This is a genomic window from Dysgonomonas sp. Marseille-P4361 (assembly GCF_900343125.1).
Lineage (GTDB): Bacteria > Bacteroidota > Bacteroidia > Bacteroidales > Dysgonomonadaceae > Dysgonomonas.
Genome location: NZ_OPYL01000003.1, coordinates 335071 through 348745 on the forward strand (window position 1 = coordinate 335071; position 13675 = coordinate 348745).

At 36.8% G+C, this 13675-nt stretch carries 13 protein-coding genes and 2 tRNA genes; 11 read left to right on the top strand and 4 right to left on the bottom strand.

Annotated features, from left to right (window positions below; all coding sequences use genetic code 11):
- Window positions 1–26: 26 nt before the first annotated feature.
- Together DHU68_RS07785 and DHU68_RS07790 are read right to left on the bottom strand one after the other, a co-directional pair.
- A complete protein-coding gene (locus DHU68_RS07785; protein WP_108822413.1) occupies window positions 27–1040 on the bottom strand; it encodes an aminotransferase class I/II-fold pyridoxal phosphate-dependent enzyme in 1014 nt (337 codons plus the stop codon).
- Window positions 1033–2541, bottom strand: coding sequence for a cobyric acid synthase (locus tag DHU68_RS07790; RefSeq protein ID WP_108822414.1), 1509 nt, complete (start codon window positions 2539–2541; stop codon window positions 1033–1035). Before DHU68_RS07790 ends, DHU68_RS07785 begins: the two co-directional genes overlap by 8 nt.
- A 134-nt stretch (window positions 2542–2675) precedes the next feature.
- On the opposite strand from DHU68_RS07790, the gene DHU68_RS07795 reads away from it, so the two are divergent.
- The gene (locus DHU68_RS07795; protein WP_108822415.1) at window positions 2676–3335 is read left to right on the top strand and encodes a B3/4 domain-containing protein; all 660 of its coding nucleotides are present in this window, start codon (window positions 2676–2678) and stop codon (window positions 3333–3335) included.
- Window positions 3336–3347: 12 nt separating this feature from the next.
- Window positions 3348–4814, top strand: coding sequence for an NAD(P)H-hydrate dehydratase (locus DHU68_RS07800; RefSeq protein WP_108822416.1), 1467 nt, complete (start codon window positions 3348–3350; stop codon window positions 4812–4814).
- A gap of 6 nt (window positions 4815–4820) precedes the next feature.
- Here DHU68_RS07800 and DHU68_RS07805 read toward each other — a convergent pair whose 3' ends face one another.
- Window positions 4821–6509 carry a M23 family metallopeptidase gene (locus tag DHU68_RS07805; RefSeq protein WP_108822417.1) on the bottom strand — a complete coding sequence of 563 codons (1689 nt, stop codon included), beginning with the start codon at window positions 6507–6509 and terminating at the stop codon, window positions 4821–4823.
- Between the two features lie 318 nt (window positions 6510–6827).
- Between DHU68_RS07805 and DHU68_RS07810 the strand changes: the two genes are divergently transcribed.
- From DHU68_RS07810 to DHU68_RS07830, 5 genes are all read left to right on the top strand, one after another.
- Window positions 6828–6899, top strand: a tRNA-Glu gene (locus tag DHU68_RS07810).
- 44 nt (window positions 6900–6943) lie between these two features.
- Window positions 6944–7195: a 30S ribosomal protein S20 gene (gene rpsT, locus DHU68_RS07815; protein ID WP_108822418.1), complete on the top strand. Its 252-nt coding sequence runs from the start codon at window positions 6944–6946 to the stop codon at window positions 7193–7195.
- 209 nt (window positions 7196–7404) lie between these two features.
- Window positions 7405–7476, top strand: a tRNA-Glu gene (locus DHU68_RS07820).
- Between the two features lie 40 nt (window positions 7477–7516).
- Window positions 7517–7768 (top strand): 30S ribosomal protein S20, encoded by a 252-nt coding sequence (gene rpsT, locus DHU68_RS07825; protein WP_108822553.1) that lies wholly within the window; start codon window positions 7517–7519, stop codon window positions 7766–7768.
- Window positions 7769–7946: 178 nt separating this feature from the next.
- Window positions 7947–8498: a 30S ribosomal protein S16 gene (locus tag DHU68_RS07830; RefSeq protein ID WP_108822419.1), complete on the top strand. Its 552-nt coding sequence runs from the start codon at window positions 7947–7949 to the stop codon at window positions 8496–8498.
- Window positions 8499–8640: 142 nt separating this feature from the next.
- On the opposite strand, the gene DHU68_RS07835 is transcribed toward DHU68_RS07830, so the two are convergent.
- A complete protein-coding gene (locus DHU68_RS07835; protein ID WP_108822420.1) occupies window positions 8641–10287 on the bottom strand; it encodes a diphosphate--fructose-6-phosphate 1-phosphotransferase in 1647 nt (548 codons plus the stop codon).
- 387 nt (window positions 10288–10674) lie between these two features.
- Between DHU68_RS07835 and DHU68_RS07840 the strand changes: the two genes are divergently transcribed.
- From DHU68_RS07840 to DHU68_RS07855, 4 genes are all read left to right on the top strand, one after another.
- Window positions 10675–11022: a hypothetical protein gene (locus DHU68_RS07840; RefSeq protein ID WP_108822421.1), complete on the top strand. Its 348-nt coding sequence runs from the start codon at window positions 10675–10677 to the stop codon at window positions 11020–11022.
- A gap of 165 nt (window positions 11023–11187) precedes the next feature.
- Window positions 11188–11601: a hypothetical protein gene (locus DHU68_RS07845; protein WP_160111103.1), complete on the top strand. Its 414-nt coding sequence runs from the start codon at window positions 11188–11190 to the stop codon at window positions 11599–11601.
- A 189-nt stretch (window positions 11602–11790) separates the two neighbouring features.
- Window positions 11791–12897, top strand: a complete 1107-nt coding sequence (locus DHU68_RS07850; protein WP_255412471.1) for a PCMD domain-containing protein — start codon at window positions 11791–11793, stop codon at window positions 12895–12897.
- A gap of 4 nt (window positions 12898–12901) precedes the next feature.
- Window positions 12902–13663 carry a porin family protein gene (locus DHU68_RS07855; protein ID WP_255412472.1) on the top strand — a complete coding sequence of 254 codons (762 nt, stop codon included), beginning with the start codon at window positions 12902–12904 and terminating at the stop codon, window positions 13661–13663.
- The last annotated feature ends 12 nt before the right edge of the window (window positions 13664–13675 follow it).

A 13675-nucleotide genomic window follows, 5' to 3' on the forward strand; every position in this document is an offset into this window, starting at 1 on the left:
TTTTGGTTTAGGCAAAAATAACAAAATTACTTTTGCTCCATCCATTTCTTCACGGCATTTATTAAAGTATTATTTTCTTTAACAGATTGAGCTGCTATTCGAAAATAAGATTCATCTAAACCGTAAAAATTAGCAGCATCGCGTATAAGAATACCATAATTGTCGATCAAATATCTTTTTAGTTCTGATGCCTTTCCTTCATTCAATTTACAAAGAAAGAAGTGAGTATCAGTTTGCAAAACCGACAGTCCATCAATAAGACTTAACTCTTCCCGCAATCTTTGGGTTTCTTCCAAGTATAAAGAGATATCTACAACCTTAATTTTATTCTGTAGTAGAAACTTGCCAGCCTCCAAAGCCAAAGCGTTTACAGACCATGGCATACAATATTCTTTAACTCGGCTTATTATCTCATCATGAGCAGTAATATATCCTAATCGCAGTCCGGGTATTACATAATGCTTGGTCATCGAATGAAGCAATACCACATTCTTATACTTTATCACTTCCTCGGAACGAAAAAGAGATTTAGTGGTGAAAAATTCGTACGACTGATCTATGATAAGCAACTGTTCGGGATGCGTTTCAATATATTTCGTAATCTCTGACTTATCGGTTACCGTTCCGGTAGGGTTATTCGGATTGCACATCCATACCAAATCAGCTTCAGACGAGACTTTGGACAGAGAAGATGCCCATAGAACGGCATGCTTATTGACCATGCACGCATCTGCATATTCACTGAAGGTTGGGTAAATTACGGCAGACTTAGAGCCACTAAAAATCTGAGCGATAAGATATATCGCTTCGGTAGCACCATTGGTCACCAATACATTCTCATGCGAAACACTATTTTCTTCTGCTAATAATTTTACTAAAGAAGATGCATCCGGCTCAGGGTAAGAATGAATCAACTGTATATTAGCACGAAGATGTTCGTCCAAAGCTTTCATATTTTGCAAGCCATACATATTGGAACTAAAATTGCTTACAATTTTAGTGGTTTGGCTGTATATATCGTCTCCGTGTCCGTTAATCATTTACTTGCATCATTATTTCATAAACCAGATCCATATCTACATGAGCACGCACATGATCGGCAAGTTTGTTATATTGCTCTTCTTTAAATTTCTTATAATCGAACGTTTCTTCCGAAATCTTATCAATATATGGTGCTAAAAGAAAGTCAACAACAGGTTTGTTATCCAATATACCATGAATATAGGTACCAAAGCATCGTTCGTTTACAAAACAACCATCAAAGAGTCCTCCTTCAATTTCATTCAACGAAGAAGCTTGGGTACCTTGTACAAAAGTTGTAGCGCCCATATGAATTTCATAGCCTTCGCAAATATCTTTTTTATCCAGAAATGCAAATTTTACCTGACGTGTCACTTTCTCGCCCTCCATCTTTGTGCTTACAGGTAGCAAACCTAGACCCGGCAAGCGCTCTATACTACTTTCTACATGATTAGGGTCGCACACTTCCATCCCCATTATCTGATAACCTCCACAGATACCGACAACAGTTGCCCCTTTTTTATGCGCTTTTACTATGCTTTGAGCAACACCATTTCGGCGAAGTTCATATAAATCAGACAAAGTACTCTTTGTGCCGGGAACCAGAACGATATCGGCTTTTTCTATTTCATCCGTATTGTTTGTATAATAAAGATGTACTCGCGGATCGCGCTCAAGTACATTGAAGTCCGTAAAATTAGAAAGATGACGCAAAAGCACAACAGCAACATTTACCTTACCGTAAGTGGCTTGGAGATTTTTCGTCTGCAACATTACTGAGTCTTCCTCTTCTATATAAATATCCTTATAATAAGGTACTACTCCAATAACCGGAATTCCACAAAGCTCTTCTATCATTTTCACCCCTGACTCGAACAAACGGATATCTCCTCTGAATTTATTGATAAGTATGCCTTTCACATACTTCCGTTCTTCTTCTGTCAGCAACATAATTGAACCGTAAACTGATGCAAACACCCCTCCCCGATCTATATCTGCAACCAAAATCACATTTGCTTTGGCGTGAATAGCCATTGGCATATTTACCAAATCAACAGCACGAAGATTAATTTCCGATATACTTCCGGCACCTTCCATAACAATCGGATTATAGCGAGAATTTAATCTATCGAAAGCCTGATTAACCGCCTTGCGAAGCTCATCCCGTCCTTCGGTCTTGAAATATTCATAAGCTTCCTGATTTCCTTTTGCTCTTCCATTCAGAACAACCTGACACACTTTGTCCGTAGTAGGTTTTAGCAACAACGGATTCATATCTGTATGACAAGGAACTCCGGCCGCTTCTGCCTGAACAGCTTGCGCACGACCTATTTCCAAGCCTTCGGGGGTGGCATAAGAATTCAGAGCCATATTCTGCGCCTTGAATGGAGCTGGCGAATAACCATCTTGTAAAAAGATACGACAAAAAGCGGCAGAAATAATACTTTTACCCACATCGCTTCCTGTACCTGCAAACATAATAGGAGCTAAACGAACACTATCTTTTTTAGGATGAGTCATCTTATTTTCATATTTATCTATTTAGAAGAAAACAAAGGTAGAGCTTTTTGTTAAATCTGATTCTTTAAAATCGTACCTTTGATCTGATCTTTTTTATTATTATTTTTCTTTTCTAAAAAAACGAACGAAACAGAATGAATTTCATCGTATCCGAAAAAATAAAATCAGTTTGTCCTCAGTTTGCCGGAGCCGCTATATACGGCAGGGTTACCAATAGCGCACATAATGCTGCATTATGGGAGCAAATCAATTCTTTCACAGAAGAATACAAACAAAATCACAAACTGGAAGATATTAAAAAAAATCCTGCAATCTTAGCTACCCGAAAAGCTTATAAGGCTTTAGGCAAAGATCCTAACAGATACAGACCTTCGGCAGAAGCCTTATGCAGGCGAATATTAAGGGATATCCCCCTATATCAAATAGACACGCTTGTAGACCTTATCAACCTAGTATCCTTAAAAACCGGCTATTCGATAGGTGGTTTTGATGCAGAGAAGATAGACGGGGGTAAACTAATTCTTGGTGTAGGTGAAGCCGATGAACCCTTTGATGCAATAGGTAGAGGAATTTTAAATATAGAAGGATTGCCTGTCTATCGAGACAATATGGGCGGTATAGGAACTCCTACCAGCGATGAAGAACGTACTAAAATTGGACTTTCGACAAGCAGACTACTTACTATTATAAACGGATACAACGGAAAAGAGGGATTGGAAGAGGCTGTAGCATACATGAAAACGCTACTTGAAGAATATGCAGAACTAAGTGACTGTAAGATTTATTATTTCTAAAATCTGAACAAAATGAAAATACTCACAGACCTTCAAATAAAAGAAGCGGACAGATATACGATCCAAAACGAACCCATAAGCTCTATAGACCTCATGGAAAGAGCCTCCATGAATATTGCTCTGTGGATAGACAAACATATAGCTAAAGAACACCCTTTACTTTTTCTTATAGGTAAAGGAAATAACGGAGGTGACGGATTTGCTGTTGCCCGAATATTATATGAGAAAGGCTTTAAGTGCAGTATTTTCCTAGCATTTACTGAAGAATATTTAAGCGAAGAGAGCAAGTTTAACTTTAAGCGTCTGCCGGCAGACATCAAAATATTAGATACTATATCCGTCGCTCAAGAAACTATCATCATCGATGCCCTGCTCGGTACAGGGGTTAAAGGTGCTGTAAAAGATCCTATATTATCTATTATCAAAGAAGTAAACTCGCTACCAAACGAGATTATCTCTATCGACTTACCTTCCGGAATGATATCTGAATTTGGAAACGAAGATCAGGTAATAATAAAAGCATCAACAACACTGACGCTGGAATTCCCTAAACTAGCTATGCTTTTACCCGAAGCCGGAAATTTCTGTGGAAATATAGAGATAATCCCTATACAGCTACATAAGGAGTTTATAAATGATAGTGATTCCCCCTTCTATTATACGACCGAAGAGCTAGCTAAAACATTGATCCTAAAACGGGATAAATTTGCGCATAAAGGTACATACGGACATGCTTTACTTATATGCGGATCGACAGGGATGATGGGAGCAGCTGTATTAGCCACAGGAGCAGCTTTACACTCAGGATGCGGACTCGTTACAGTTCACACACCTAAGGGAGAGAGAGCGATCATTCATACAACACATCCATCTGCTATAGTAAGTCTGGACGAAGAAGAATATTTTTCATCATTTCCTGAAGATTTATCAAAATACACAACAATTGGAATAGGTCCAGGATTAGGACAGAATACTGAAACAGCAAAAGCTTTTGAATCTTTACTAAAAAGATATAGTAAACCTATGGTCATTGATGCCGATGCTTTAAATATACTTGCAAACAATTACCGATTCAGACATCATATACCCGAAGGCTCTATCTTAACTCCTCATTTAGGAGAACTAGAACGATTGGTAGGGAAATGGGATAACGAACAACACAAACTAGAGTTAGCGAGAAGGTTAGCTTCTAACACAAAAAGTATTGTAATAGTAAAAGGTGCACATACGATGATCTGTACGCCTGATGGCAAATATTATTTTAACTCAACCGGAAATAGCGGAATGGCTAAGGGAGGTAGCGGAGATATACTTACAGGTTTCATCACAGGGCTATTGGCTAGAGGATACTCAAGTCTGCACGCAGCGATACTCGGTACATATCTGCACGGTATAGCTGGAGACAAGGCTGCCATCAAGTTAAGCGAAGAAAGTATGAATAGCAGCGATATAATCAATGAGCTGAAAATTCAAGCATAAGATTTCCTAATACTTAAACTCATATTCATAGCTCGCCTGATTGCCGCAAGCATCTGTCACAGTAAAGACTAGTTTATGAGTTTGTCCTTTTTTGACCCTTTGCGGATCGAAGCGATAAATATATAATGGTTTCTTTACATCATGTTCGAATAGAGCGAATTCTCCATTGATTGTTCCTCTATAAGATGCAATACCACTCTTATTATCTGTTACTTTAATAACGATTTTCCCCTCTGCAATCCATTTAGCTGGCTGTATAGGTGTAATCTCAGGTGCTTCAACATCATAACTAACGGCGTAACTACCTCCTAATTCGCTTATTTTAGTTGTCATAGCTCCATTATAATAAGTTCCTCCTACCCACGATTCTTTATTATTCGTCACTTTTACAATTCCATACTGGAACTTATTTTGCAAACTATCTTTCGTCAATTTAATTGTCATCTCTCCACTTTTATCCAGAGGGACATAACTATCATTCACTTTATACAGAGACGACATGTATCTCTTATTGCTGAAATTTTTATTCAACGTAAAACAGTGATCTTTGTATAAGGCATTCTTAGGTACAGTTATAGAGAATAAGTCTCCTTCGTAAAAGTTATCTTCGTTTCTTCTCATCATTACTGTACATTCTTTAGGTTTTGGAAAATCCTGACGCACACCATTTATATGGAACGAATAAGATGTCAGATTTCCGTACAAATCCTCTAATTCGTAGCGAAGTTTATAAACCTTCTCCTCTTCTACATCTATATAACCATTATTACGAGCCGTATATATAGGTAAAGTGTTGCCGGGTTCGATAAAAGATTTTTCATAAAACACACGTTTGTTTACCCAATAGTCATAGTCAGTCATTGTATTTATCATTCGGGTATCAGCAAAATCTACAGCTGTAATATCGGACTTAAAGATTTCTTCATCATTGCAAAACAAACGGACAGTCTTTACACCATATATATTATTCGTTCCCGTCATACGATCAATCGTATTCACACCGACACCTACTCTACCCCATACCTTTATAGTATCTTTTATAGGTAAGTATTCTCCTTTTTTATCTTTCTTGATAGAAGTCCGATAAACCTTTTCACTGTTACCATTCACAATCCCCACATTCTCTATAGGGTAAACAGCAATACCTCTTAACTGTGGTGGTGTTATATCTTCTATTGACTCCTTATAATATACTAGAGGGTCTAGAGCTACCTGATCAGCAGTATTTCTTATTTCGAAATGAACATGCGGACCTCCCGAAGAACCTGTATTTCCACTATAAGCAATAAATTCGCCTTTCGTTACAGGTAATTCACCCGCTCTTAAAACCAAATCAACTTTATAAGATTCCTGCTCGTATTGTTTGGCCTTTACATAATCTGCGATACGAGGGATAAAAGATTCTATATGCGCATAAACACTTGTTTGCCCATTAGGATGATCAATATATAGAGCCAATCCATAGCCTGAAGGAGATACTGATATACGAGAAATGAATCCTTCTTCTATTGCATACACCTTTTTATTAATAACACCTTGAGTTTTGAAATCAATACCCGAATGAAAGTGATTAGGACGAAGTTCTCCAAAATTGGCACTCAGTACAAGAGGAATATCCAAAGGTGAACGATATGTATTTTGAGCCGAAACAGCAGTTATATATAATAATAGGAGAAAAATGAGATTCTTTTTCATAGCATATTTGTATTATCAATAGGGACAAAAGTAAAAATTTTGTTTGTCCCAGACAAAATAAAAGGAATAGTCAGCACTCCGGTAAAAGAATAATTCGACCTTATCAAACCTAATTTTCATTATTTCTTCCAATCTACCTTCAAAAAAACGCAATAAATACAGATTAAATTTTACTGAAAATCAATACCATAAACCAATACAAACAAAATAGTCATAAAAAATATATCGGAAACATTTGCAAATAACCAAAATTGCATTACCTTTGCATCCGCAATCGAGAGAGAAACAAACTCTGACAAACAGAGAAACCTCCAAGATGGCCCATTCGTCTATCGGTTAGGACGCCAGATTTTCATTCTGGAAAGAGGGGTTCGATTCCCCTATGGGCTACAATTAAACAACGAATTTATTTCAAAAAAAAAGGATTAGTCAAAATGGCAAATCACAAATCAGCAGAAAAGAGAATCAGACAAGCGGAAGCAAAACGCTTAAGAAACAGATATGTAGCCAAAACTACTCGTAACGCAGTTAGAAAGTTCCGCGCTTTGACTGAAAAAGAGGAAGCTCAAAAGCAATATCCATCTGTATGCTCTATGCTAGACAAATTAGCAAAAAGAAACATCATCCACAAAAACAAAGCTGGTAACTTAAAATCAAAGTTAGCTGCTCACGTTAACGCACTATAAGGAAAAGAATAATACAAGATAATAGATAAAAGGTCAAGTTTTAAACTTGACCTTTTTCTTTTTAACAAGAAAAATATTATTAAAAAAAACATCTTTTTCCTATTGTTATTTAAGAAGATGTTCTTATATTTGCACCCGCAAAACGCAAGTAATTGCAACAGCCTTTACTAAAGACTGACTCTAACTAACTTAGAGTTTCTTTGCAAGAAGGCCCATTCGTCTATCGGTTAGGACGCCAGATTTTCATTCTGGAAAGAGGGGTTCGACTCCCCTATGGGCTACAGAAAAAAATTAATTAAGAACAAAAAAGGATTAGTCAAAATGGCAAATCACAAATCAGCAGAAAAGAGAATCAGACAAGCGGAAGCAAAACGCTTAAGAAACAGATATGTAGCTAAAACTACTCGTAACGCAGTTAGAAAGTTCCGCGCTTTGACTGAAAAAGAGGAAGCTCAAAAGCAATATCCATCTGTATGTTCTATGTTAGACAAACTAGCAAAAAGAAACATTATTCACAAGAACAAAGCAGGCAACTTAAAATCGAAGTTAGCTGCTCACGTTAATTCTCTATAAGATATAGAACTAATATAAACGTTTAGATACAAAAGGCTAAGCTTAATAGTTTAGCCTTTCTTTTTTTATGTTTATCCGATGCAAAGAATCAAGATTTTTTATTGTTATTAAACAAGTTATTCTTATATTTGCACCCGCTAATAACAATTATGTATAATTAAAATTAACTAAGAAAGAAATGGCTACAAAGATCCGTTTACAAAGACGAGGCCGTAAAGGTTATCCTTTTTACCACATCGTCATTGCTGATAGCAGAGCTCCACGTGATGGAAAATTTATTGAAAAGGTGGGTACATACAACCCAAACACAAATCCTGCTACAATATCTTTAAATTTCGACAGGGCTTTGTACTGGTTACAAGTTGGTGCTCAACCTACTGACACTACACGTAACATCCTTTCTGAAGAAGGAGTACTTTTAAAGAAACACCTTCTTGGTGGTGTTGCTAAAGGAGCTTTCGACGAAGCTACTGCTGACAAGAAATTCGAAGCATGGAAAGCTGACAAAGAAAAAGGCCTTCTAGCTGTCATCAACAAAAATGAAACAAAAGCTAAAGCGGAAGCAAAAGCACGTTTAGAAGCTGAACAAGCTGCTAACAAAGCTAAAGCAGAAGCCGTAGCACAAAAGAAAGCTGAAGAGAATGCAGCTCAAGCAGAAGCAGCAGCTGAAGAAGCTACTGAAACTCCTGAAGAAGCAGCTCCAGCAGCAGAAGAGCAAAGTGCTGAATAAGAAATCAACTAATACAGCATATAAAAAGCACCGAATAACTTCGGTGCTTTTTTATTTTACATATTCTCCATCTCTAAATTGGTTGAAACAAAAAAAAAGAGAAGCTTAAAAAAGCTTCTCTCTTTATATATAATAGGTATGATTATTTACCTTGCTCTAATTTTAGAGTTACTGTAGTTTGATCACATACTTCTGATGGTCCGAAATATTGAATTGGTCCAGGATAAACAAACTCAGTACCTACTGCCCAAGCCTCACGATTAGCTGCGAAGTATTTGTAAGGTGCACCATCCAACTCAACAAGAGCTTTACGAATAACAGGTTTCATCTCTCCATGACGACGTTCCATGTTCATCATCATAGTTACAGGAACACCTCCTGCAATCCATTCTGAAGCCGGAGCCGTTGTATTGCGAACAGAAGACATATAACCAGTTTTACCTGCACCAATAAGAGATGCTGCAGTATATCCCAGTGAATAGCAATAGTCTGCATCGAAGTTAGAAGGAGCTGCACAACGACCTTCGTATCCGAAGAAGTGAACTTGTGCTGCAAATTTACCTGTATAGCTTCCAACAGCTTTCATCTCTGTAAGTTTATTACCTACCATCTCTGCAAGAAGTTTTTCAGTCTCAATCAAAGAAACTTGCACGTTACCATGAGGGTCGCGATCAAGAGTCAACTGACGAGCTACGCCATCAGGTAAGCTAGTAAATACTTTCGCGTTATCTGCTGATAGGTTTTTCTTGATATAAGCTAATTGCTCTTCTTTAGCAACTGCATTAAACTCTTCTTGGTGATGAGCTAAGAAATCATTCAGCTCGGCAATAAGCGTTTTCATTGCAGGAATAAATTCGATCAATCCTTCAGGAATAAGAACTGTTCCAAAATTGTTACCAGCAGCCGCACGTTTTGCTACAACATTTGCGATATCTGTTACGATATCATCCAATGAAAGTTTTTTAGTTTCAACTTCTTCAGAAACAATACAAACATTTGGTTGCACTTGTAAAGCACACTCCAAAGCAATGTGAGAAGCTGAACGTCCCATCAATTTGATGAAGTGCCAGTATTTACGAGCAGAATTACAGTCGCGTTGGATATTTCCGATAACCTCAGAATACACTTTACATGCAGTATCGAAACCGAAAGATGTCTCAATCATTTCGTTTTTCAAGTCACCATCAATTGTTTTAGGACAACCAATTACTTGAACACCTGCATTTATTTCTTTGTAATATTCAGCAAGAACACAAGCATTTGTATTAGAGTCGTCTCCTCCGATAATAACAAGCGCTTTGATATCTAATTTCTTTAAAATCTCAAGACCTTTGTCAAATTGTTCTTTTGTTTCCAGTTTAGTACGTCCGGAACCAATAATATCAAAACCTCCAGTATTACGATAATCATCAATAATATCAGAAGTCAATTCTTTATAATCATGATCTACCAAGCCACCAGGTCCCATCAAGAAACCATATAGGCGACTACCTGAGTTCATGTTTTTGATTCCATCAAATATACCGGCAATCACATTGTGTCCTCCAGGAGCTTGTCCTCCAGAAAGAATAACCCCCACATTGATAGCAGGATATTCTACTTTCTCTGAAGATTCAACAAACTTAAGAGTTGGCATTCCATAAGTATTAGGGAATAGCTTCTTAACCTCTTCTTGGTCTGCCACAGACTGTGTTGCTGCACCTTCTTCAATTTTTACAGAGCCATACAATGCTTTAGGCATCTTTGGTTTATAAGCAGCTCTTGCTACTTGCAACGCACTTTTTTTCATTGATCTTTATTGATTTATAGTAATTAAATAATATTCGTTTAAGCGACGGCAAATTTCGTCATTTTTTTTGAATAAAAAAAGGAATAGCAAACATGCCTCAACCTAATTTTTGCACAATTAACGTTATTCTGCATTTTCAGTCTAAAAGATGATGGTATTTCTTTCTTTTTTCTACAAAAAAGCGGTTTTTGCAATACAAACAAGAGCCCCTCTAAATATCATATTGACGCTAATTGAGGACAAATCAGCTATCAAAATGTCAGAAACAAACATATTTAACTTTTATTAACTATGATTATATATCATTTTGTCAAATTTACATTTGCAATGGTCATAACTTATATATACATTTGTATTAGAAATTAAACACTCCAAAAATTTATAGTCATGAAAACAAAAAATCTTCTATCGTTATTTGTTGCTTTTTTCTTCACAGTAGGAATTTATGCAAATAGCCCCGAAACTATTACTCTTAGTAATATAGAAAAAACTGAGGCCGGATGCGTGAAAGAATTTTTATCTTGCGATAAGGAAACAAATGCTCCTTTGACTAAAACTGTCTATGAATATGATTCCGAAAACAGATTATTAGGAAAAGCAATTTACAATTGGGACAATGCCGAGGGATGGGTTGGTTCGAAGAAATACTTATATGCATATGATGAGAACAATCAACCAATTACTCCATTTATGGTAAAATGGGATAAAAAGACAAAAAACTGGTCTGATCAATAAGATATTTATATAACTTTTACATTTATCTACACAACTCAAAAAGTCCTGTCAATTATTTGGCAGGATTTTTTTTTGTGATATTATGTAACACTTTCAACATCGATCTCGTCATATATAATGAAAGCGCTTACTAAATTATGTTACTCTATCAAACAAATAAAGATTATGAAAACAAAAGCCTTAATTATATTCTGCTTATTAAGTTTCAGCACTATATTATATTCTCAGGATTCAGACAATAAGATAATAGAGAAAACAGGTGAGTATATCTCTTATGGGATCAACAATATACAGAAACGTCTGAAAGTTGTTTATAAATTCAATTCGGAGGGACAAAAAACAGAGCGGATCTCATATGCTCGTGATAATACTTTCAATTGGACTCCAGTACAGAAATACGACTTCAAATACAATCAGCAAGGAAAAATAGCTGATGTCATTTACACAAAATGGAATAAAGTAAATAATTCCTGGAGTGGAGTATCTGAGCATTTAATACATATCTACAATAAGAAAGGAGAATTACTCTCCGTGAAGAAAAGCAGAACAGACTCTGATATTAATCTAGCTTATAATTAGTGTATCATACTAAAAAAATGCATAAAAGGACCTGTTGCTATAATTAGCTGCAGGTTCTTTTTTTAAACAGCCCCTCTTGTTAAAACTCGTTAAATTAAGAGAGTAGGTATTCCGAATAGGAACTCTCCAGACAAACTACGCTAGATCTATTGAGTATCTTTGCAGCTGCACAAATAAATCAGATTGAAGATGAAACTAAAACTCTTATTTTTAATTAGTACTCTACTATTATCTCTATCATCATGCATTCAAGACGAACCTCTAGGCCGAGAGGCTGACATCGTCGACATGAAAGTTGAAGGCGAACATTTTGTTACCAGAGCAATATCGGACAATAGCATACAGTTGATAGTATCGGATAAAGCAGACTATACACAACTTGTCCCTATTATTACAGTATCGCCCGGAGCTATTATAACTCCTGCATCAGGCATAGCTCAAGATTTTTCGAATGATAAAAGAGTAACTTATGTGGTAACATCCGAAAATGGAGAATACTCTAAAACATATTCAGTCACTGCCACTCCCAAGATCAGTTTAAAACATAGTTTCGAAGACTGGTCCACAAGTGGAAATGGAAAAGGAACATACCCTATCCTCGACGACTTACTATGGAGCAATGCCAATTCGGCTATATCTATACTTGTAGCTACCGAAGCTATCAAAGTAGATAACTACCCTACCGACAAAACTTCAGACTGCGTAGAAGGAGAGTGGGCTGCAGCATTGGAAACTGTAAAAGGGACAACCGTTATAGGTAAATACTATCCTATTTTTGCCGGATCTTTATTCCGTGGTGGTTTTATTGTAGACATGGACTATCCTACAAAATCGCTTCGATTGGGACAATCACACCCGAAAGAAAACGGAAAGCCCATATACTTTAACGGGTATTACAAATACACACCAGGAAAAGAATTCACTGACAGAGATGGTAAAATAGTTGCAAATAGAACAGACTCTATGTCTATTTATGCCACTTTATTTAAAGTATCGAAAGGTGCTGCTCCTACTGAGCAATACTTGGATGGAGAAACAATAATGAATTCTTCTCGTGTGGTTGGTCGTGCCACTTGGTCGGCAAATTCTGAGAACATCCTAGAAACTGATGCTGAAAACGGATTTACTCGTTTTGTTATTCCGTTCGAATATACAGAGGATTTAAACTTTGAGGAAAATGACTACAGGCTTACAATCGTCAGCTCTTCTAGCAAGGGAGGGGATTTCTATGAGGGTGCAGTAGGCAGTAGATTGATTATTGATGAGTTTGAAATAATATGTGACCCTATTAAATAATAATATGATGAAATTAAGATATATAATACCTACTTTACTTCTGCTTGCTTTCAGTCTGAATCTATCATCACAAATAGTTGATGACAAAAAGAAGTTCGACATTGACATTGTTTTAGGAATGAATATAGGAGCCACAGCCCCAATGCCAATACCTGCTGAAGTAAGAAAAATAAATAGCTATAGTCCAAAATTCAACCCAAAACTGGGAGTAGATTTAATCTACAAGATAAACGACCGTTGGGGCGCAGGAGCCGGAGTCTCTCTGGACTGGAAAGGAATGCGCGTTACCGACGAGGTAAAATATATGTACACAAGTGTGACTTTGTCCGAAGGTAGTGAAAAACTTACCGGATACTTCGTCGGAAAAAACATGACAAATGTGGATATGACTTATCTTACTGTACCTTTCTACGGAACTTACAGTTTCAACGAAAGATGGAGAGTCAAATTAGGAATGTATGCAGCCAAAGCATTATCTTCTAAATTTAATGGAAGCGTATCGGATGGATATATCAGGATTGACACGCCTGTGGGACAAAAGCAAGAAATAACTGAAAGTGGAGCAACATTTGATTTCAGCGAAGATATACGCGATTACGATCTAGGCCTTTTAGCCGGAGGAGAGTTTCGATTAACCAAAAGAATCGGAGTATTCGGGAGTTTGCAATGGGGTCTCCTTCCTTTCTTTTATTCAGGAGCAAATCCCATCGAATTCAAGATGCATAACATGTATGGCACTATTGGAATCACCTACAAATACAAATAATAAGATTATAAG